At 42.5% G+C, this 20,708-nt stretch carries 25 protein-coding genes and 1 other RNA gene; 16 read left to right on the top strand and 10 right to left on the bottom strand.

Going from position 1 to position 20,708, the window contains the following annotated elements; all coding sequences use genetic code 11:
• Nucleotide 1: 1 nt before the first annotated feature.
• The 3 genes from lpxD to lpxA are packed head-to-tail and all read left to right on the top strand — an operon-like array spanning nt 2 to nt 2,348.
• Nucleotides 2-1,072: a UDP-3-O-(3-hydroxymyristoyl)glucosamine N-acyltransferase gene (gene lpxD, locus FTU03_RS02700; protein WP_179992312.1), complete on the top strand. Its 1,071-nt coding sequence runs from the start codon at nt 2-4 to the stop codon at nt 1,070-1,072.
• A gap of 5 nt (nt 1,073-1,077) precedes the next feature.
• The gene (fabZ, locus tag FTU03_RS02695; RefSeq protein ID WP_171064833.1) at nt 1,078-1,563 is read left to right on the top strand and encodes a 3-hydroxyacyl-ACP dehydratase FabZ; all 486 of its coding nucleotides are present in this window, start codon (nt 1,078-1,080) and stop codon (nt 1,561-1,563) included.
• Nucleotides 1,560-2,348 carry an acyl-ACP--UDP-N-acetylglucosamine O-acyltransferase gene (gene lpxA / locus FTU03_RS02690; RefSeq protein WP_004786156.1) on the top strand — a complete coding sequence of 263 codons (789 nt, stop codon included), beginning with the start codon at nt 1,560-1,562 and terminating at the stop codon, nt 2,346-2,348. Before fabZ ends, lpxA begins: the two co-directional genes overlap by 4 nt.
• 66 nt (nt 2,349-2,414) lie before the next feature.
• Here the strand turns inward: lpxA and FTU03_RS02685 are convergent, their stop codons facing one another.
• Nucleotides 2,415-3,218 carry a YbgF trimerization domain-containing protein gene (locus tag FTU03_RS02685; RefSeq protein WP_179992313.1) on the bottom strand — a complete coding sequence of 268 codons (804 nt, stop codon included), beginning with the start codon at nt 3,216-3,218 and terminating at the stop codon, nt 2,415-2,417.
• A 295-nt stretch (nt 3,219-3,513) separates the two neighbouring features.
• On the opposite strand from FTU03_RS02685, the gene ffs reads away from it, so the two are divergent.
• Nucleotides 3,514-3,610: signal recognition particle sRNA small type (ffs, locus tag FTU03_RS02680), an RNA gene on the top strand.
• 307 nt (nt 3,611-3,917) lie between these two features.
• On the opposite strand, the gene FTU03_RS02675 is transcribed toward ffs, so the two are convergent.
• From FTU03_RS02675 to FTU03_RS02660, 4 genes are all read right to left on the bottom strand, one after another.
• Nucleotides 3,918-4,532 (bottom strand): regulatory protein RecX, encoded by a 615-nt coding sequence (locus FTU03_RS02675; RefSeq protein WP_179992314.1) that lies wholly within the window; start codon nt 4,530-4,532, stop codon nt 3,918-3,920.
• 75 nt (nt 4,533-4,607) lie between these two features.
• A complete protein-coding gene (gene recA / locus FTU03_RS02670; RefSeq protein ID WP_004786150.1) occupies nt 4,608-5,651 on the bottom strand; it encodes a recombinase RecA in 1,044 nt (347 codons plus the stop codon).
• A gap of 145 nt (nt 5,652-5,796) precedes the next feature.
• Nucleotides 5,797-6,237: an RNA-binding S4 domain-containing protein gene (locus tag FTU03_RS02665; protein WP_004786147.1), complete on the bottom strand. Its 441-nt coding sequence runs from the start codon at nt 6,235-6,237 to the stop codon at nt 5,797-5,799.
• Complete coding sequence (locus FTU03_RS02660) at nt 6,230-6,916, bottom strand: HAD-IA family hydrolase (protein ID WP_179992315.1); 687 nt, start codon at nt 6,914-6,916, stop codon at nt 6,230-6,232. Before FTU03_RS02660 ends, FTU03_RS02665 begins: the two co-directional genes overlap by 8 nt.
• 12 nt (nt 6,917-6,928) lie before the next feature.
• Here FTU03_RS02660 and FTU03_RS02655 point away from each other — a divergent pair, with 12 nt between their 5' ends.
• From FTU03_RS02655 to FTU03_RS16150, 3 genes are all read left to right on the top strand, one after another.
• Nucleotides 6,929-7,780, top strand: a complete 852-nt coding sequence (locus FTU03_RS02655) for a 3'(2'),5'-bisphosphate nucleotidase CysQ (protein WP_179992316.1) — start codon at nt 6,929-6,931, stop codon at nt 7,778-7,780.
• Between the two features lie 60 nt (nt 7,781-7,840).
• A complete protein-coding gene (locus FTU03_RS02650) occupies nt 7,841-8,590 on the top strand; it encodes a histidine phosphatase family protein (RefSeq protein ID WP_179992317.1) in 750 nt (249 codons plus the stop codon).
• A gap of 121 nt (nt 8,591-8,711) precedes the next feature.
• The gene (locus tag FTU03_RS16150; protein ID WP_004786141.1) at nt 8,712-8,834 is read left to right on the top strand and encodes a hypothetical protein; all 123 of its coding nucleotides are present in this window, start codon (nt 8,712-8,714) and stop codon (nt 8,832-8,834) included.
• A 139-nt stretch (nt 8,835-8,973) separates the two neighbouring features.
• On the opposite strand, the gene rpsT is transcribed toward FTU03_RS16150, so the two are convergent.
• Nucleotides 8,974-9,243 (bottom strand): 30S ribosomal protein S20, encoded by a 270-nt coding sequence (gene rpsT / locus FTU03_RS02645; protein WP_004786139.1) that lies wholly within the window; start codon nt 9,241-9,243, stop codon nt 8,974-8,976.
• A 213-nt stretch (nt 9,244-9,456) separates the two neighbouring features.
• Between rpsT and FTU03_RS02640 the strand changes: the two genes are divergently transcribed.
• From FTU03_RS02640 to FTU03_RS02620, 5 genes are all read left to right on the top strand, one after another.
• On the top strand, nt 9,457-10,122 hold the full coding sequence (locus FTU03_RS02640; protein WP_034702612.1) for an NAD-dependent epimerase/dehydratase family protein: 666 nt from the start codon (nt 9,457-9,459) through the stop codon (nt 10,120-10,122).
• 12 nt (nt 10,123-10,134) lie between these two features.
• Nucleotides 10,135-10,644 (top strand): ribonuclease E activity regulator RraA, encoded by a 510-nt coding sequence (gene rraA, locus FTU03_RS02635; protein ID WP_125278329.1) that lies wholly within the window; start codon nt 10,135-10,137, stop codon nt 10,642-10,644.
• Between the two features lie 101 nt (nt 10,645-10,745).
• Nucleotides 10,746-11,543, top strand: a complete 798-nt coding sequence (locus FTU03_RS02630) for a glutathione S-transferase N-terminal domain-containing protein (RefSeq protein ID WP_034702605.1) — start codon at nt 10,746-10,748, stop codon at nt 11,541-11,543.
• A 222-nt stretch (nt 11,544-11,765) separates the two neighbouring features.
• Nucleotides 11,766-12,449, top strand: coding sequence for a response regulator transcription factor (locus tag FTU03_RS02625; protein WP_034702603.1), 684 nt, complete (start codon nt 11,766-11,768; stop codon nt 12,447-12,449).
• Between the two features lie 59 nt (nt 12,450-12,508).
• Nucleotides 12,509-14,371 (top strand): ATP-binding protein, encoded by a 1,863-nt coding sequence (locus FTU03_RS02620; protein ID WP_179992318.1) that lies wholly within the window; start codon nt 12,509-12,511, stop codon nt 14,369-14,371.
• Between the two features lie 85 nt (nt 14,372-14,456).
• Here the strand turns inward: FTU03_RS02620 and FTU03_RS02615 are convergent, their stop codons facing one another.
• Genes FTU03_RS02615 through FTU03_RS02605 form a run of 3 tightly spaced genes read right to left on the bottom strand, consistent with a single transcriptional unit; the run spans nt 14,457 to nt 16,627 of the window.
• A complete protein-coding gene (locus tag FTU03_RS02615) occupies nt 14,457-15,626 on the bottom strand; it encodes a cupin domain-containing protein (protein ID WP_166136604.1) in 1,170 nt (389 codons plus the stop codon).
• 24 nt (nt 15,627-15,650) lie between these two features.
• Nucleotides 15,651-16,244 carry a nucleoside triphosphate pyrophosphatase gene (locus FTU03_RS02610; protein WP_034702599.1) on the bottom strand — a complete coding sequence of 198 codons (594 nt, stop codon included), beginning with the start codon at nt 16,242-16,244 and terminating at the stop codon, nt 15,651-15,653.
• The gene (locus FTU03_RS02605) at nt 16,244-16,627 is read right to left on the bottom strand and encodes a DUF2237 family protein (protein WP_034170328.1); all 384 of its coding nucleotides are present in this window, start codon (nt 16,625-16,627) and stop codon (nt 16,244-16,246) included. The genes FTU03_RS02610 and FTU03_RS02605 overlap by 1 nt, the downstream gene beginning before the upstream one ends.
• A gap of 141 nt (nt 16,628-16,768) precedes the next feature.
• Here FTU03_RS02605 and FTU03_RS02600 point away from each other — a divergent pair, with 141 nt between their 5' ends.
• The 4 genes from FTU03_RS02600 to FTU03_RS02585 all read left to right on the top strand — a co-directional run bounded on the left by FTU03_RS02600 (nt 16,769) and on the right by FTU03_RS02585 (nt 20,483).
• Nucleotides 16,769-17,956 carry a phosphoglycerate kinase gene (locus tag FTU03_RS02600; protein ID WP_034702596.1) on the top strand — a complete coding sequence of 396 codons (1,188 nt, stop codon included), beginning with the start codon at nt 16,769-16,771 and terminating at the stop codon, nt 17,954-17,956.
• Between the two features lie 150 nt (nt 17,957-18,106).
• Complete coding sequence (locus FTU03_RS02595; protein WP_052026304.1) at nt 18,107-18,385, top strand: hypothetical protein; 279 nt, start codon at nt 18,107-18,109, stop codon at nt 18,383-18,385.
• A gap of 120 nt (nt 18,386-18,505) precedes the next feature.
• Nucleotides 18,506-19,543, top strand: coding sequence for a class II fructose-bisphosphate aldolase (gene fba, locus FTU03_RS02590; protein WP_104426189.1), 1,038 nt, complete (start codon nt 18,506-18,508; stop codon nt 19,541-19,543).
• 85 nt (nt 19,544-19,628) lie between these two features.
• Nucleotides 19,629-20,483, top strand: a complete 855-nt coding sequence (locus FTU03_RS02585) for a DMT family transporter (RefSeq protein WP_179992319.1) — start codon at nt 19,629-19,631, stop codon at nt 20,481-20,483.
• On the opposite strand, the gene FTU03_RS02580 is transcribed toward FTU03_RS02585, so the two are convergent.
• Complete coding sequence (locus tag FTU03_RS02580; protein ID WP_004786112.1) at nt 20,446-20,673, bottom strand: hypothetical protein; 228 nt, start codon at nt 20,671-20,673, stop codon at nt 20,446-20,448. The genes FTU03_RS02585 and FTU03_RS02580 overlap by 38 nt on opposite strands.
• Nucleotides 20,674-20,708: the final 35 nt, after the last annotated feature.

The raw sequence follows: 20,708 nt of genomic DNA, 5'->3' as shown, positions 1-20,708 counted from the left end.
GATGAATCATCAAAAACTTCAGTTAGCTGACCTCGCTCGTCTTGTCCAAGGTGAGTATGTAGGTCAGGCAGATTTATGTTTGAGAGGTTTGGCAAGTCTTGAAAATGCAACCTCTCATGACCTTGCATTTGTCAATGCAGATAAATATCTGGAACAGGCAACTCAGAGTAAGGCGGGCGCTTTAATTGTGACTGCTGAATTAAAAGAGCAGCTAACTTCCCAGCAGAACTTCATTGTCGTAGCCAATCCTTATCTGGCTTTTGCAATTCTGACTCACGTTTTTGAGAAAAAACATACGATTCAGGGAATTGAAAGTACCGCACAAATTCATCCATCTGCCATCATTGCTGACAGTGCCTATATTGGCCACTATGCCGTTATTGGTGAGAATTGTGTGGTGGGTGAAAATACGATTATCCAGTCACACGTTCAGATCGATGACCAGGTTGAAATTGGTCGGGACTGTTTTATTGATGCACATGTGACTTTAACAGGTGCTACAAAAATCGGTAATCGTGTTCGGATCCATGCCAATACCGTAATTGGTAGTGAAGGTTTTGGGTTTGCACCTTATCAAGGGAAATGGCATCGAATTGTCCAGTTGGGTTCAGTCCGTATTGCAGATGATGTCCGGATCGGCTCAAACTGTAGTATTGACCGGGGTGCACTGGATGACACAATTCTGGAACAAGGTGTCATTATTGATAATCTTGTGCAAATCGCCCATAACGTCAAGATTGGTGAAAACACTGCGATCGCAGCCAAATGCGGGATTGCCGGTAGTACCACAATTGGCAAAAACTGTATTCTCGCAGGGGCCTGTGGGGTAGCAGGACACCTACATATCACCGATAATGTGACCTTGACAGGAATGTCAATGGTGACAAATAACATTACTGAAGAAGGTACTTATTCTTCAGGCATGGGATTGTTGCCAAATCAGCAATGGAAACGCACAGTGGTTCGCTTAAGACAATTAGCAGATGTGCCATTGACCCAGTTGGTGAAACGATTGGATCATATGCAATCTCAAATTGAGTCCATTGAATCAACATTTAAGTTGCGTAAATAATTATGATGACAGAGTCGAATTTGCCTACATTCACGAAGCCTGAATTGCCAATGAATATTCAAAAGATTCGTGAATATTTGCCCCATCGCTATCCATTTCTGCTGGTTGATCGCGTTGTCGATATTACCGAAAATGGCATTGTTGGTTATAAGAACGTCTCAATTAATGAAGAGTTTCTACAGGGGCATTTTCCGAACTATCCAATCATGCCAGGTGTATTGATCGTAGAGGCATTAGCACAGATCTCAGGTATTCTTGGTTTTGTCATGAATAATGAAACTCCAAAAGAAGGTTCATTATTCCTTTTTGCTGGCGCTGAAAAGGTTCGATTTAAAAAACAAGTGGTTGCTGGCGACCAATTAGTACTTAAATCTGAATTAGTGATGCAAAAACGTGGCATTTATAAATATAATTGTATTGCCACAGTAGATGGCATTGTCGCAACAACCGCGGAAATTATGGTTTCCCATCTGAAAGTCGAGCAGGCATGAGCAATAATCCCCTAATTCATCCAACTGCCATCATTGACGCATCTGCAGTAATTGCTGCAGATGTACAGATTGGCCCTTACTGTATTATTGGGCCAAATGTCACGATTGGTGCTGGTACCAAACTGCATTCACATGTCGTGGTAGGTGGTTTCACACGTATTGGTGAACATAATGAAATTTTTCAGTTCGCCAGCGTCGGTGAAGTCTGCCAGGATCTGAAATATGCAGGTGAGGAAACCTGGCTGGAAATTGGTGATTATAACAAGATTCGTGAACACTGCAGTCTGCACCGCGGTACGGTTCAGGATAAAGGTATTACCAAGATTGGCAGTCATAACCTGTTAATGGTAAATACCCATATTGCACATGACTGTATGGTTGGTGATCATAATATTTTCGCAAATAATGTTGGTGTGGCGGGTCACGTACACGTAGGCGATTATGTCGTGATTGGTGGTAACTCAGGTATTCACCAGTTCTGTAAAATTGACTCTTACAGCATGATTGGGGGCGCTTCACTGATTCTGAAAGATGTTCCTGCCTATGTGATGGTATCGGGTAATCCGGCACATGCATTTGCCATGAATGTTGAAGGCATGCGTCGTAAAGGCTGGTCGAAAGACGTAATTAACGGTTTACGTGAGTCCTTTAAGTTGATTTACAAATCTGGTTTAACGACTCAGGAAGCTATTGAGAAAATCCGTAACGAGATTCTTCCAGAAGTTTCTGAAGCACAACGTCTGATTGATTCACTCGAACAATCCAAGCGTGGCATTGTGCGTTAAGTTATAGAAATGAAAGTAAAATTAAAAAAGACACCTTCGTGGTGTCTTTTTTATGGGACTTTTTATTTACTTCAAAAATTTAACTTCTTCAGCTTTCGGATAATTCTTGAGTAGTTTCGCTTTATATTGTGAAGCAAGAGTAGCGTTCTTTTCTACATCCTTACTAATATTATAAAGCTGATAAAGGGCAGTAGAGGCTTTTGCAGAATTCGGATAGCGGTCAACCACGATCAGATAATTCTTCTTTGCTTCATTAAAATTCGGTGGGTCAATGGACAGGTTAAACTCAGCTAACCAGAAGTGAGCATTGCTGATATAGACACTATTCGGATTATTCTTGATAAAATTCTGCATGGGTGCAATGGCTTTAGCTGCACCACCATTTTTATAGGCATCCAGTGCAATGGTATAAGCCGCTTTTTCCTGCTCACTCGGCTGTTGCGTTGTAGATGCCTGATTAGTGGCTACTGGAGCATTAGAGCTTAAACTGGGAGAAATATCCTGTTGGTTATCCTCCGCGGAGGTATCTTCAGCAGGTTCAATTTTTTGCTGCAATAGTTCCAGACGTTGATCCAGATCGGCATAGCGGTTGGTTAATTCGCTCTTTAATCTCTCGATCTCATTTTCTTGTTCTTCGATTTTTCCACGTAAACTGCGTAGATCATTTTCAAGCTGCTGGTTTTTTTGCATAAGCTGCCAGCTGGTATTGGTCTGAGGTGCATCTGCGCCTGTCGCAATGGCAGATTGAGTGCTGATATTATTTGATTGAGCACCTTGGCTGAGTCCACGTGATTCGATAGGAATCGCAGCAAAAAGAGAGGTTGTACAGAGTGCAGTGAGGGCACACAATACCTGTTTCTTAAACATCATATAAGTTCCATGATTCTTGGCGAGATTATGTATCCGCAGCTCATTTATTCTAAAAGAGATAACCCGTTTATAGCTTCACATTTAAAACGGCATTTTTAGAAATTGCAACAAGGTTTTACAAAGATCATGTGAATTTCGATATTCATGAATTAATTGTGAAGAATATTAAAAAATCAGCATCTTGGGGCATATTGTTTTTAAAATAATCAAACGGATAGCTTATGCCGAAAATTTGAAATACAGCCCTTGCAACTTCAATAAAAATCTCTATACTCTGTTCCTGTAATGGTAGCCCTGCCGGTTACTTCGCAATTGTACTCTATGAACCCCGCCAGGACCGGAAGGTAGCAACGGTAGTAGATCTATGATGTGCCGGAGCTTTGCTGGTAGGGTTGCCACCAGATTTATAATTATAAAATTTCTCTATTCTCTCTTTATTTTTCAATCTTAATCTTCATTGTTTTCCCTTTCTTTAATGTTTACTTTTAAATTTCTATCTAATGCCGCTTCCTTGGATACTTGAATTGTTTGGAACATTGAAATTCAATCATGAAAATAGATTATCTTAATTTGAGCTTTTGAAAGCTTTTTGTTGTTCGGGATTAATTGTAAATTAAGGGAAACTATTTAAGTTAAGCAGGATGGCAAAGAGGAAAATAAAAAAATAGCCTAAGCATATTTTTCACAAATACAAAAGAATTAATCTTCGGCTTTGCGGCTAATCGCTTTCATGATCGCATCCATTTCAAAACCACGATACATTAGAAAACGGATCTGTTTGGCTTTAAGTTTTGGGTCTTTCGTCACTTCTGGACCATATTTTCTAAGCTTCAGTTCATAAGCCTGTTGTACCCAGTCCGTTTCTTTTAGTTCTTCACTGATCAGGGCAGTATCAATTTTTTTGCTTTTCAGCTTCATTTTAATCTGATTGGGACCTTTGCCTTTACGCTTTTGGCTCGACAACATGATTTCAGCAACACGCTGGTCACTTTGATAGTTTTCTCTAGATAGCTCTTCAACCAAAGTGACCACATCATTACGATCTTCTGCATAAAGCGCCAGTTTTTCAATGAGTTCAGCCTTGGAGTATTCCTTGCGAGTCAGTACAGCAAAGGCGTAAGAACGCAAACGCGAGCCGGTTAGACCGGGTTTCTTTTGCTCTTTATCGGAGTTACCAAATAAGCTGTCTTCCGGATCAAATTCTGGCAAAGCCTGTGACTCAACAGGTGAAGAAGTGGCTGAATCTTCAGCATCACCAAACTGCTGTTTAATCGCGTCATAGTCCAAAAGTTTGCTGAATTTTGCGTCTGACATATTGATCTCGATAAAAATATCTATTCCATAATAACAAAAACGCCCCGTAGGGCGCTCTGCTATGACGTTCAAGGATTATGCATCCAGAAAGTCTGCTGGTTCTTCTTCGTCTTTATCTTCGACTACTTTGCCTGTAGTAAGCAGTTGCTCACGGATTAGTTTTTCAATAGTATCCGCCAGCTCTTTGTGTTCTTCAAGATAACGGATGGTATTGTTTTTACCTTGGCCAATCTTGTCGCCTTGATATGAATACCATGCACCCGCTTTTTGAACGATTTCTTGCTGTACTGCAAGGTCAATCAGTTCACCAAGATGGTTAACACCTTTGCCATACAGAATCTGGAACAGAGCTTCTCTGAATGGTGGCGCCATTTTGTTTTTCACAACTTTGACTTTGGTTTCAGAACCTACAATCTCGTCGCCTTCTTTCACCTGACCGATACGGCGGATATCCAGACGTACAGAAGCGTAGAATTTCAGTGCATTACCACCAGTAGTTGTTTCTGGGCTACCGAACATTACACCAATCTTCATACGGATCTGGTTAATGAAAATCACCATACAGTTTGAACGCTTGGCATTACCGGTAATTTTACGCAGTGCCTGGCTCATCAAACGTGCTTGCAGACCCATATGTGAGTCACCCATTTCGCCTTCAATCTCGGCGCGAGGCGTCAATGCAGCAACAGAGTCGACTACAATCAGGTCAATTGCGCCAGAACGTACCAGCATGTCAGCGATTTCAAGTGCCTGTTCACCGTTGTCTGGCTGAGAAACCAGCAGGTTATCAATATCTACACCGAGTTTACGGGCATATTGAGGATCAAGCGCGTGCTCGGCATCGATGAATGCACATGTACCGCCAGCTTTTTGACATTCAGCAATCGCTTGCAATGTCATTGTGGTCTTACCTGAAGATTCAGGACCATAAATCTCGATAATACGGCCTTTCGGTAAACCACCAATACCCAGTGCGATATCAAGCGTTAAAGAACCTGTAGATACAGCTTCAACTGCTTGCACGGTATTGTCACCAAGACGCATCACTGTGTTTTTACCAAACTGTTTTTCAATCTGGCTTAAGGCAGCATTGAGCGCCTTGTTTTTATTCTCATCCATCTTACAACCTCAATACGATGTCACAAACTTAGTACTCAAGTGGATGTCTTACATTAGAGCTTCGTTCCACAGGAATATAGTGACAGAAATTTCCCTTGTGTTCTATAAAATCCAGCAGTGTTACGACACATGCTGACGCTTGAATTTAATCATCATTATATGACCAATGTTGATCAAAGTTCTGACTATTTTCATTCTTGAATCGACTGATGTCTCGACGATCTTTTTTGCTTGGCCGATGATCGGGACGCGCTAGATTATGCAACTTTCTTTGTGATGCAATCAATTCCCGGCGAGCGATACTGACTTCAGTTTCTTCATACAGTTTCTGTGCCACAGGTGCAGGACCACGAACATCAGAAAGTTCTTTTACAACTACGGTTTTTTTGTCGATACCTTGCTGAATCGTCAACTCCATACCCACACGGACTTCGCGAGATACTTTTACACGCTCACCATTATGATGGACTTTACCGCCCTCAATAGCATTCTTGGCAATGGAACGGGTTTTAAAAAAACGTGCCGCCCACAGCCATTTATCTATACGCATGCCTACCGCATCTTCGGGTAAAGACGATTTACGCATATTGCTTGTTTACCTCAGACTGATTTAAATGAGTGATTAAATCTGTTAATTGGTGCAGCATCGGGTAATTACAAGTCTGGCGTGCAACTTTACTGGAAGATGGTTGCTGGATACAGAACAGGTTCTGGATGCCATAAGCCTTGGCACCATTCAGGACTTTTTCGGTATCATCAATAAAATAGACCTGCTCAGGATCAAAGGGGTGCAAAGCATTCAGACCTTGCCAGAATTCTACAAATTCCTTGGCATGTCCAATGCTTTCCGAGCTGACAATCACATCAAAATAATCTTTGAGATTCAGATGATCCAGTTTGAAGGCGAGTCCTGCACAGTCGGCATTGGTGGCAAGCCAGATGGGATAGCCATTATTTTTAAGATAATCGAGTAATTCGAGGCAATAAGGGCGTAAGCTAACCTTATCTTTATGCTCGATTTGCATGGCCAGAACGTCGACTTCGACTTTAGCCGTCCAGAAGCGAGAAGAGTACCAGTTTAGGGTATGATTATGTTGCTGATAGAATGCATAAAGCGTTTCGCGGCTCTGTTCCAGACTACAGCCATGTGTTTCAGCATAACGGACCGGTAATAACTCGTTCCAGATGAAATCATCGTAGGCAAGATCAAGTAAAGTTCCGTCCATATCAAAAATGACAGGCGGTTTTTCTGAGCAATTCGACATATAAGGTTTTCTATGTTTAAAGCGACAATAGCACCACAAGATCCGATGATTTTGCAGTTTGTGCCCATTTTGACACAGGCCTGTGAAATTTTGCGAGAAGAATATCAGCGTTATTGTTCAGGTGCTGCGTTTGATATTGTCAAGAAAAGTGATGATTCTCCTGTGACCCAGGCAGACTATCGGGTGAATAGTTATTTAACCCAAGCTTTAGCGGAAATCTCAGAATTGCCTTTATTGTCAGAAGAGGGGCAGCAGGATCAGCGTCATGCCTGGACAGATTTCTGGTTACTTGATCCTCTGGATGGCACTAAAGAGTTTTTGCATCAGCGCCCAGAATTCACGATTAATCTCAGTCTGGTCAGAAGCAGTCTGACTACCTTTGCTATTTTGGCGGTTCCTGCGCAGCAGCTAATTTATTTCTGCCCAGAACAGGGCATGCCTTTAAAATACGATATTCAGAATCAGGCATGGTTTGGTTATGAAGCAGCTATAAATCATCAGGATGTCTTTGTCGGTCTGAGTCAGAGCAGCCAGCAAAAACCTAAATATGTCGAGTATCTGCAAAGCCTGGCTAAACTTAGCGCGTACACCGAGTTCAAGGCAGGAAGTGCCTATAAATTCTGCATGTTTCTTGAAGACTGGGTAGATATTTATCCTCGTTTCCATCCAACCTCGGAATGGGACACCAGTGCCGGTCAATGCATGCTCGAGCGAATTGGTGGAGGGTTGGTTGATCTGGAAGGTCGGCCATTCATCTACAATCAGCGCAAGACCTTACTGAATGGCGGATTTATCGCCTATAAGAATGAAGCTATGAAAATACTAGCCTTACAGGCACTGGCGGACATGCAAGACAATGATTGAGCTCATAGCCGTTCATGGTATAGTGAGGAAGATTCCGTTGATAGATCAGTTGGCAAGATTGTGGCATTAAAACTGCTTCCACCAAGTATGCTCAGTGCAATAGATTTATTGCCTGATACCAAGACACCTGTGACTCTGTTTACGCGGCATTCTCTGCGTGAAGATGTCGCTGGTCAGGGACTGGCAGGTTATGATTTGCAGTTGACGCCGCAAGGACGTGATCTGGCGCAGGAATGGGGCGCTTATCTGGTCAATCAGACAGATCGGCATATCCAGCATTGTATATCGAGTCCGATTCAGCGCTGTGTAGATACCGCAGCATTGATGATCGAGGGGGCAGATGCAACGGATAAAGCACCGCATACCCATAAGATTGAAATCGTTGAACAGGGTTTGCTAGTTGAGCCAGGCAGCTTTGTACTGGATATTCAAAAAGCAGGGCCATATTTCAAAAAACAGGGGGCATTGGGCTTTATCAATAGCTTCGTCAATAATGCCTTGCCCGGAATGAAACATCCCATTAATGGCGTAGTGGATGTACTGGAATTAATTTACAACACTCATCCGAAAACGCTGTATGGACTCAGTCTGGCGGTCAGTCATGACACCATTCTGGCAGCGATGATTGCAGTGATGTCTGGGCATCAGGAAGTCAGTCGTGAAGACTGGCCGAAAATGATGGAAGGTCTGTTTGTCTGGTTTGAAGGCGATGTATTTGAGGAATCTAAACTAAAATGGATCTGGCGGGGCAAAGTGCATGAGCTGGATATTTCCCAATTTCAGAATGCCGAATTAAAGGTAAATAAATAATTCAAAGGCTCAATCATTTAGGTTGAGCTTTTTTACATTTATCGTATGAAAGTGAAATAGAGTAATGATGAAATATCACTATGCTGATATTTAAACCAATTTTGGAAGCATAGGAGTCATCATGAAAATAATCACAATTTTAAGTCTGGTCGTTATGCTGGGATTAACTGCCTGTCAGCGTGATACAGACAATGCGCAGCAAGATCAGACCACAACACCTCATTCTATGGATAAGGATGAATAGTTTATTCTGTTTTTGTCTAAGTAAAAGATTTCTATGACTAGAATTGGGAATAATCTGGTATTCATCATTCTTTATTGTTGATTTGGTATTAAATTTCAGGCACAAAAAAAGCCCTAAAAGGGCTTCTTTTGATTTGCGATTAGTTAGAAGCTAATGCTTTAACTTGCGCGTTCAAACGGCTCTTATGACGAGCTGCTTTATTTTTATGGATGATACCTTTGTCAGCCATACGGTCGATTACTGGAACAGCTTTTTTGTAAGCTTCAGTAGCAACAGCATAGTCGCCAGCAGCAATAGCAGCTACTGTACGTTTAAGATATGTACGAACCATAGAACGCAAGCTTGCGTTGTGTTTGCGTGCTTTAACGTTTTGACGAGCACGTTTTTTTGCTTGAGCAGAGTTTGCCACTCGTGCACTCCTTGAAATAGATTGGTCTGGGCGGGCTGAAACTCAACTGAAAACCACATCAGAAGAACTATCACCAGCCCGTAAACAAGTGCCATATTTTGAGGAAACTATGGGCTTAAGTCAAGTCTTGACATGCTTTGACAACATTTTAGTTGCAGAAAAATTCTAAAGAAAACGTTAGATTAGTATCTAAGCAGGGAGATCGTACAAAAAATGACTAAAACCATTACATATCCTATCGTGATTGGCGCTACAGGCTTGGTCGGAAAGACTTTGGTACAACAGCTGGTAAATGAACCTAGTTGTAAGCGTATTAGCGTCATCGTGCGTAAACATCAACCAGAATTTGAACAGTGGCACAAGGTCAAGCAGGTGGTCGTTGAGGATTTCTTAATGCTCAATGATCAGGATGTCAGTGGCCATACTCATGCCTTTAGCTGTCTGGGTACCACGCTAAAGAAAGCCGGCTCCAAAGAAGCTTTTTATAATACCGATTACACCATCAACGCCCATTTTGCCGAACTAGTGCAGCAAACGGATGCTCATTATCTGTTGATTAGTGCGATGGGTGCCAATTCAAAATCCAGACTGTTCTATAACCGGGTAAAGGGTGAATTAGAGGATTATATCCAGACCTTGTCTCTGGAGCGTATCAGCTTGTTCCGACCCTCTTTGTTGATTGGTGAGCGAGATCATCAGCGTTTACTGGAAGACGCGGCACAGAACCTGTTTGACAAGTTTTCGCATTTCATCCCCGATTCTTTTAAATACAAGCCAGTGACAGCAGAGCAGGTGGCTCATACTATGGTATATGCAGCGCTGAATCAGACTGTGAAATTTGAAATTTATGATAATTTAGCCATACAAAAAATGAAATGAGGGTAAAAAATCGTGTCCAGCGTACCATTTGTAACTTGTGACCTGCTTGATGACAATCCGGATAAAAACTTGCAGGTGGTCACCCCATGCCTGGATGGCAAATTCTTTAGAAGCTATGGTGCACGTAAAAGCTTTGGCGGCCAGATTGTGACCGTAAAATGTTTTGAAGATAACTCTCGAGTAAAAGAGTTATTGGCGACAGATGGTACCGGCAAGGTTCTGGTTGTAGATGGTGGTGCTTCGATGCGTTGTGCATTGATGGGTGACCTGATTGCTGAGTCTGCGGTGAAAAACCACTGGAATGGTGTAATTATCTACGGCTGTGTCCGTGATGTCGATGCGATTGCTGAGCTTGATCTTGGTGTACATGCTTTAGCTTCTATTCCTCAAAAGAGCAACCGTAAGGGGATTGGTGAGGTAGATGTGCCGCTTTATTTTGGTGGCGTGACCTTTAAATCAGGCGAGTATGTCTATGCTGATAACAACGGCATTGTCCTGTCCAAAGAGCAACTGGTGGACTAATTCCGGTTATTGAAAATATACAAAAACAAGCTATACCGTGGAAGTCAGGCAGTTTAGATTGCTGCTTTCACGGTTTGAAAATAATAAAGAGGACAGACGATATGTTAGGCCATCAGATTAAAGTAGCACAGGCATTGGCATCCGCATTTCTGGAAGGTGGACGTGGTACCACTGGAACACCATTTCCGAATCAGCCTGAAAAGCCTCTCAAGCTTTATGAATATGAAGGATCGCCATTCTGTCGTCGTGTCCGTGAGGTCATGACTTTACTGAATCTCGATTATGAAGTGTATCCGTGCCCACGAGGCGGTAAACGCTTTCGTCCCGAAGTGAAACAGCAAGGTGGCAAACTTCAGTTTCCATTTTTAGTAGATGAAAATACCGGAGATAAGCTATACGAATCTCAGGATATTATTCATCACCTGTTTAAGCATTATGGCAAGACAGGTAAGACTCCAGCCAAATATTCAAATTATCCAAAAGTGCCGGTTGCTGCCATTGCAGGTACGATGGTGAATGGTCTACGTGGTGGCATGGCTAAACCGTTGTCGAAGAATAGCCCTGCGCCTGAACAGCTTCTTGAGCTGTGGGGCTTTGAAGCCAGTCCATATACCCGTATTGTCCGTGGCGTATTGTCTGAACTGGAAATCCCTTACATCTATCATAATGTGGCAAAAGAACGTTGGCAGGATCAAGGTCTGGCAAAACTGCGTTTAAAACCGGGGAAATATGAACCTTTACCGGGTGGTAAGCGTGAACAGGTCTTAAAAGTAATGGGAGATAATATTCAGGTTCCTTATCTGGTTGACCCAAATACCAATACAAAAATGTTTGAGTCCAAAGATATTGTGGAGTATTTGAAGCAGCAATATGGTCCTGAGAAGAAAAGCAAAAAATAAACTGCTCCTAATATTTGGAAGATAAAAAATTGCCATCTGAAAATAGATGGCATTTTTATGGTTTATAAATTTAAATTTTCCAAGAACAAGAACTCTGCTTTCAAAATTATTCATACTTAGAGCTACTCACAATAAAGTTAAAAAAACTCATGATTTTTCTTCTTTTTTTGTTTATATTTTAATTTCAATGGGGTGATAAGAATAACGATAAGGGGTGTGCTTATGACAGCACAAGACGCCGTGCTACCGGTACCTGTATTAATTGTTGAAGACGAATATGTCATTCAGTGCCGTTTAAAGAACATATTGAAGGATCTGGGGTATAGTGATGAGGTATTGCTATTCGCCAATAATGTCAGGGAAGCCGAATATCTTCTGCAGCAAGAACCGTTCTGTTTAGCACTGATTGATCTTGGATTGCCAGATGGAAATGGCATTTCCATTATTGAAAAAATACATGAGCTCGGTTCACAAACTTTGATACTCGTCGTATCCGCTTGGAGTACTCAGGACAGTCTGCTAAAAGCAATTAAAGCAGGAGCAACTGGTTATGTACTCAAGGAACGTGATGATACAGAAGTAAGTCTGGCAATTCGTAGTATTTTGCGTGGCGGCGCACCCATTGATCCTTTTATTGCACGGGAAATTCTCAAGCAGATTTCCAGTTCAGAGCCATCTTCCTCTTTGGAGCAGATCGTACTTGATCCTGAACAGGAAAGCTTGACTCAACGGGAAAAAGAAATTCTTTCATTGGTGGCACAGGGGCTCAGCAATCGTGAAATTGCTGATGAACTCTGCGTGTCACGTTATACCGTTGAAAGTCATATCAAGCATATTTACCGCAAACTCTCTGTTAGCAAGCGGACCAAAGCAGTCAGCACCGCCCGGCATTTAGGTATTCTTTAGTGCGAATGCTGTCTGTTAGCAAGATGTTTGGGCAAAGACTAAGGCTCTTCGCTCTATTAATGATAGGGAGCTGGCTGAGCCTATTCTCTTGCATCAGCTTGGCACAGAATAATTTTCAGATTAACGAGCTTTGTCAGGTGAACATTGAACAGCAACAAAAAGTTCAAGTCCCAAGTCATCTCGAAATTCCGGAGGCGGGCTGGCAACCTGTAACATTACCGGATAACTGGAAAAATAACTGGCCGAAATATAATGGGGGTGCCTGGTATAAAATTCGCTGGGGTTGGTCTTGTCAGGACAATATACGTCTCGCTGAACCCATTGTTTTTGGTATTGATTATCTGAACTCTGCTGGAGCTGTTTTCCTGAATGATGATCTGCTGTGGTCGGATCAAAACCTGCAAGAGCCTTTGTCTAAAAGCTGGAATGTACCACGTTACTGGATTTTGCCCATTGCGGGCTTGAAGCAGACAGACAATGAACTGCTGATTTATGTACGAGGCTATAGTTTCCAGGGTGCAGGGCTTGGCAGAATTGAATTTCACAACATCATGGCCAATGACCAGCATTACTCAAAAAAGATCTGGGATCGCCGTACGCTCTTTCAGATCAATATGATTCTATCCGGTACGATTGGAGTCATTAGCCTGATTATCTGGCTATTCCGACGTTCAGAAACCACTTTTGGCTGGCTGGCGTTGAGTTCATTATTGTGGATTCTGTTTATCTCCAATGTATTAACCACAGAGAATTTTCCTTTTCCCTCCAGTATATGGGCCGGTAAAGCCAATCTGATTTTCTTTATCCTCTATATGCACTGTTTTTGTCTGTATCTAATTCGGTTCTTGAAGCAGAAATTTCAGCGTTTGGAGCGGGGACTTATCGGGGTGACTGCTTTATTCAGTCTATTCATCATAGCCAGTTCTTTAGATCATTTAGAAGCAGTGCTAAGTGTTGCTTTTGTCTGCTATGTGCTGCTTTATATTAGTTGTGTCATCTATGTTAGCTACTGGGCAATTAAAACTCGAAATGGCGAATATCTGTTTCTGATGCTTTGTCTGTGGGGAATTTTGCTGTGTGTCATTATAGATCTGATTATTCTGGGGCGAACGGCGGTTAGTGAATTCTCACCTTTATCACCTTATACATCACCGATTATTATTCTGTTTGTTGTGCTAATTATGGGGACACGACTGAATCGTAATATTAAAAAAATCGAAAAATTTAATACGCAGCTGGAATCCAAAGTACGGCAAGTCAGTGCAGATCTAAATAAAAGCCTGAGTGATCAGCATAAGCTGGAACTGGATAATGTGCGTTTGCAGGAACGGATTAATCTGTCACATGAACTGCATGATGGACTAGGTGGCTCGATTGTGCGTTCCATGATTCTGGTGGATCAAAGTACCGAAAACATTTCCAATCGACAGTTTTTATCTATGCTGAAGCTGCTTAGGGATGACCTGCGTCAAATCATCGATAGCGGTTCTTCTATTGACAATAAAGTGCCTGAAACGCCAGTGATCTGGATTGCGCCAGTACGTTACCGATTTACTCAATTGCTGGAAGAAATAGATATCGCCGTAGAATGGTCATTTCCTAAAGTCTGGCAGCGTGAACCTACGGCTTTACAATGTCTGACCCTGATCCGTGTGGTAGAAGAAAGCTTGACCAATACTATCAAGCATAGTCAGGCCACAAAAGTGAGTGTGAGTATGGAATATACACAACCACATCAACTGACTTTAAAAATTCAGGACAATGGTATCGGTTTTAATCCGGAGATGGTGCAGAAAAATGGCATGAGCATTGGTATGCGCAGTATGAAAATGCGTATTGAACGCATGGGTGGAATGCTGGATATTCAGTCTGCGAAAGGCGATACTTGCGTACACGTGGTGATGGAACTCTATCAGCCTTAATCATCTCAAAATTATACATACATAAAAAAGAAGGATCATATGATCCTCTTTTTTTATAGACTTAAAATGACCGAGATATAAAAACTTACTCTTCTTCAGCCGGTGGCACTAGCATCAGTACAGAATCATTCAATAGCTCAGCAACATCCTCCAGTATATCTTCGTCAGCGAAATCTTCATCCAATAAGACACGCGCACCATCAGCAATCTGCTTCAGTTTTGAAGTAAATGCTTCAGAAATACAGATTCCCTCACCATTGGCCCAGAATAAGGTTTCACCATCTTCTTCTGTATAGAGTAAGCGTGAAGCGGGTTCAAGCATCAGGCTATAGCCCTGATCAAGTGCTTCTTCCAGATCACCTGTACCAATTTCTTCAGCTTCCGGAATATTCTCTTCATATTTTGGTTCTGACATCAGGCTCATGATGGCATCTTCAAGCACATTGGAGTTATGCAACTGCTCCATGATTTTGCCTTTCAGATATTCAAGTTCATTGCCTGTGACTTCACCCGCAGCACTGATATGATCGCGAATGATGTCAGTCAATGGATTGCGTAAGACTTCATTTTCCGAAAATTTATCGCCTACACGGTCCATCATGTCACTGACATTTGGCATACGGAAACCAAAAGAGAAAGTCAGACAGTCATCTTCTGCTACGCCGTAATGAGACAGACCGGGTGGAATATACAGCAAATCACCGGGTGCAAGGACTTCATCAAAATTCACATCCATTTCTGGCAATAATTTTAATGGCTGCCCCGGTACAAGTTCGGTCTCAGCATCACACATTTGCCCCAGTTGCCAGCGGCGATGACCATAGCCTTGAACCAGAAAAACATCATAAAAGTCGAAATGTTGACCGACTGAACCGCCTTGAGGTGCATAAGACACCATGATGTCATCACGACGCCATTGAGGGATAAAGGCAAACTTTTTCCAGAGTTCAGACAGGTCGAAAGAATAGTGATCCACAGCCTGAACCAGTAAAGTCCAAAGCTTAGGCATCTTCTGGAAGTCAGCTTTTAATAAAGGAGATGTCTTGACCGACCACTGATTTGGATCACGATCTTTCTGCTTGATCAGACGTGCAGTGACATTTTCTTCAAGTGCTAGCTCCATCACATCATCAGGCTCTAGCAGGCCTGCGATTTCAGGCATGGCATTACGTACCAGCAGCGGTTTTTTTTGCCAGTATTCGGCAAGGAATTGTTCAGCGGTAATACCGCCTAAAACGTCTAGAGGTAGGGACATAAATAAAGCCTAAAATAAAGGAGATTAAGGAACTAAAATCTTTAGCTCACGAAGAATATTACATAGCTGAATCATTGGCATACCCATCAGGGTAGTTTGATCCTGACCGATCATGGTTTCAAACAGACTAATCCCAAGGCTTTCACATTTAAAACTACCGGCACAATGCAGCGGCTGTTCGATCTCTACATAACGCTCAATTTCCGCTTGAGACAGTTTGCGGAATTTGACTTTGTAATGTTCTACCAGCGTACGTTCAAAACCGGTAGATTTCTGCTGAACGCTGAGCGCTGTACTGAAATACACAATCTTGTCCGAATTGGCCTGCAGCTGGCGAATGGCCTTTTCTATTGTTAAAGGCTTACCCATAAAGATATCTGGTGCGCCTTCACGCCAGGCTACCTGATCAGAACCAATTACAATCGCATCAGGATGTAGCTCAGCGATATGACGAGCTTTTTCAAAAGCCAGGCGTTTGGCTAATTCATCCGCATGATTTTCACCTTGGGGTGATTCATCTATGTCCGGGACGACCGATACGTAATCAAGACGTAGACGGTTCATCAGTTCTTTACGGGTCTGGCTTGAAGAAGCCAAGATGATTTTTGCGGTATTCATTAGACAGCGTATTCTTCTAAAATATGGAGAGGAACGTAAGCAAGGACAGCTTTGTGACAGGCTTGCAGCTTGATCGGTGGCGCTTGTCCAGCTTCATAAGCTTCTACCCAGCGTGTAACGCAGATACACCAGAAATCACCAGGTTGCAGTCCAGGAAATCCCAGTTCTGGTAATGGTGTAATCAGGTCATTGCCCACTTTCTGGGAAAAATTCAGAAATTCAGAGGTCATCTGTGCACAGACAGTGTGCTGTCCCAGATCGGTAGGTGCGGTATGGCAAAAGCCATTACGGAAATACCCAGTAATGGGATCAAAACAACAGCTTGCCAAAGGCTCGCCCAGAACATTAAGACGGTTAAGATTAGGATCAGGATGTATCGACATAGGTACTGAATCTGGAAGAAGCTTTTTTCTATCATAACAAAACTTTGGCATTCATAATGTTTTCTGCAAAAGATGCTAACCTTTTTCTGCATAATCATTTAAAATCGCCTCGTTTTTAATATCTATAAAGAGAGCTCTACAATGAACTTTCAGCGTATGACTGACCTTGACCTGACGGGTAAACGTGTTCTGATCCGTGAAGATTTAAATGTACCGGTTAAAAATGGTGTAATCACTAGCGATGCGCGTCTACGTGCTGCATTACCAACAATTAAAGCTGCAGTAGAAAAGGGCGCGGCTGTCATGGTGTATTCACACCTTGGTCGTCCAGTTGAAGGTGAGCCGAAGGCTGAACAGTCTCTTGCGCCTGTAGCAGCTTATCTGACTGAAGCATTGGGTCAGGAAGTAAAACTTTTCACAGACTATCTGGACGGTGTTGAAGTTCAGCCGGGTCAAGTGGTTTTACTGGAAAACTGCCGCTTCAACGTAGGTGAAAAGAAGAATAATCCTGAACTTGCAGCAAAATATGCAGCACTTTGCGACGTATTTGTGATGGATGCATTTGGTACTGCACACCGTGCAGAAGCATCAACTGAAGGTGTCGCTCGTTTAGCTAAAGTAGCAGCAGCAGGTCCTTTATTGGCAGCTGAACTGGATGCATTGGGTCGTGCATTGAAAACGCCTGAAAAACCAATGGTTGCGATCGTTGCGGGTTCTAAGGTTTCTACCAAGCTTGATGTTTTGACTTCATTGTCTGATATCTGTGATCAATTGATCGTTGGTGGTGGTATCGCAAATACGTTCCTTGCAGCTGCTGGTTACAATGTAGGTAAATCACTGTGTGAAAATGACCTGATCGATACAGCGAAAGCGATTGCAGCAAAAGTTTCAGTTCCGCTTCCAACTGATGTTGTGGTTGCTGATGCATCTGAAATCAACTTTGATGACTTCCTGGGTTCATTAGCTGCAGCGAAAGCGACTGTGAAGAAAGTTGAAGATGTTGCAGACAATGACATGATCCTTGACGTGGGTCCAGAAACTGCAAAAGCATTTGCTGAAATCCTGAAAACGTCTAAAACAATCCTTTGGAATGGTCCAGTCGGCGTATTCGAAGTAGATCAGTTCGGTGAAGGTACTAAAGCACTGTCTTTAGCAATTGCTGAATCTGAAGGCTTCTCGATTGCTGGTGGTGGCGATACTTTAGCTGCAATCGACAAATACGAAGTTGCTGACAAAATTGGCTACATCTCGACTGGTGGCGGTGCATTCCTTGAATTCGTTGAAGGCAAAACACTTCCTGCAGTTGCGGTATTGTTAGAGCGTGCTTAATCGCATGCCCTAATGTAAAAAGCTGGCTTGATGCCAGCTTTTTTTATTTTTATCGCTTATTTATTCCAGATCTGTTCATCAATGATTCATTAAAGTGCAATAAAGCTGTCATAAGATGCAGACAATAGAGTATGAAGATGAGATCTTTTGATGAAACAGCACCTCACTTTAGCTGCATTGCTGGCAGCATCTTTTATTTTTACTGCCTGTACCCAGCAGGAAAATACACCGGCAGAGAACGTAGAAAATACAACAGCTGTAAATGAAGAGAGCATTAGTCCGGAACAGCAAGCCGCAATTGATGCGATTGATAAACCGGTTCTGGATGAAAAAAATACAGATGTTCCGGCTGAAATTGCCAATGCACCTGCAGATGCCGCAACTGTAGATCAATCTGTATCAGGTGCTTCTGAGCCTATGACACCTTAACTCAGACTATGCAAGTAAAAATCCCTGCTTTTGCAGGGATTTTTTATAAAATATTGTATTTTTTGGCTGTATTGCAATAGTTGAACATGTAGAATATGGCCCATTACCTGGGAGGATATTATGGCTCTTATTTCGATGCGCCAGCTCTTGGATCACGCCGGCGAACATGCTTACGGCGTACCAGCGTTTAACGTAAACAACTTAGAACAAATGCGCGCAATCATGCTCGCAGCAGATGCAACGAATTCACCTGTGATCGTGCAGGCATCTGCAGGTGCTCGCAAATATGCAGGTGCACCATTCTTACGTCACCTTATCTTGGCTGCAGTTGAAGAATGGCCACATATTCCAGTGGTAATGCACCAGGATCATGGTACTAGCCCTGACGTATGTCAACGTTCAATCCAGTTAGGCTTTACTTCAGTTATGATGGACGGTTCACTGGGTGAAGATGGTAAAACACCAACTTCATACGAATACAACGTTGATGTGACTCGCCGTACTGTACAAATGGCACATGCATGTGGCGTTTCAGTAGAAGGTGAAATCGGCTGTCTGGGTAGCCTTGAAACAGGTATGGCAGGCGAAGAGGATGGTGTAGGCGCTGAAGGCGTACTTGACCATTCTCAACTGCTAACTTCAGTTGAAGAAGCTCGTCAATTCGTTGCAGATACCAATGTTGACGCATTAGCCATTGCTGTGGGTACTTCTCACGGTGCATACAAGTTTACTCGTCCACCTACAGGCGATATTCTTGCAATTGACCGCATTAAAGAAATTCATGAAGCACTGCCAAATACTCACCTTGTAATGCACGGTTCAAGCTCTGTGCCACAAGAATGGCTGGCTGTGATTAATCAGTATGGCGGCGACATCAAAGAAACTTATGGTGTTCCTGTTGAGCAACTGGTTGAAGCGATCAAACACGGTGTTCGTAAAATCAACATCGATACTGACTTGCGTTTAGCGTCTACAGGTGCAATGCGCCGTATGATGGCTGAAAAACCAAGCGAATTCGATCCACGTAAATTCTTCAGCGCAACTGTAGATGCAATGAAGCAAATCTGTATCGACCGTTATGAAGCATTTGGTACTGCAGGTAATGCAGACAAGATTCGCCCAATCTCTTTAGAGAAAATGGTTGAGCGTTATAAATAATTCCTTGTGAATAATTTATAAGAAGAGCCCACAGCGAATGTGGGCTTTTTTATATTTAAATAAAGATGAAGAATAAGAGCAGCATATGGAACTGATTTTTATTGCAGCATTATGTAGTGTTGCAGTCTCGATACTCTTAAAAATTGCTAAAAATAGAGGCTTGAGCCCCATCCACATGATTAGCTGGAATTATGTTACAGCCAGCGTATTGTGTTTTTTCTGGTTCAAGCCAGACATCCAGCATATTTCCATGAGTCAGACTCCATGGCTACTGATTCTGGCGCTTGGCGTTTTATTGCCGAGCGTATTTCTATTTCTGGCCAAGTCATTACAGACAGCAGGAATCTTAAAAACTGAAATTGCCCAGCGATTATCGGTTGTACTATCACTGGCCGCTGCTTATTTCATTTTTCAGGAACAATTTAACCAGCTCAAGATGCTGGGTATTGTCTTAGGCATAAGTTCCGTACTGTGCATTCTATTCTCACACCGTCAGGCATCAGAAAGCTCCAGGCAGGGAATGTTTTTTCTGGGTCTGGTGTGGTTTGGTTATGCACTGATTGATGTCTTGTTGAAATATACCACCAGCCTTGGTCTACAATTTGCTGTGGCACTGAACTTGATGTTTATCTGCGCCATGATTCTGTCGATGATCTATCTGCTGCTGCAATATCGTCATCTGGGTTCTGGCAAGGATATTGGTTTCGGTCTGTTATTGGGTGCGTTGAACTTTGCCAATATTGCTTTTTACGTCAAAGCACACATGATGCTCAAAGATACGCCAGCGATTGTATTTGCGGGCATGAATATTCTGGTGGTGATTTTTGGTGTGATTGCAGGATTGTTCATCTTTAAAGAACGACTCAAACCTGCAAGTGTGATCGGGTTGATTCTAGGTGTGATTAGTGTTGTTTGCCTAGCATATGCAATGTCTGTTTAACATAGGAAGATGCAAATTCAAGCGGATAACGTAACAGGTCTTCTTTTTCAGCCCGTCCAAGCAATAAGCCTGCCTGTTTGCAGTCTGGACAATGCGGATAACGATGCTGGGCATTAGCATAGTGATGTAAATAGATCTTATCGCAGTGTTTGCATTCGAATTTTAAAGAGCTGGATGGTAAAACAGACATGGGTACCTCTAATTGTTATTCTAGTTGGATGTTTG

It is taken from the genome of Acinetobacter sp. YH12046 (genome assembly GCF_013419905.1).
In the GTDB taxonomy this organism is placed as follows: Bacteria; Pseudomonadota; Gammaproteobacteria; order Pseudomonadales; family Moraxellaceae; genus Acinetobacter.
This window is presented reverse-complemented; position numbering and strand designations above follow the sequence as displayed.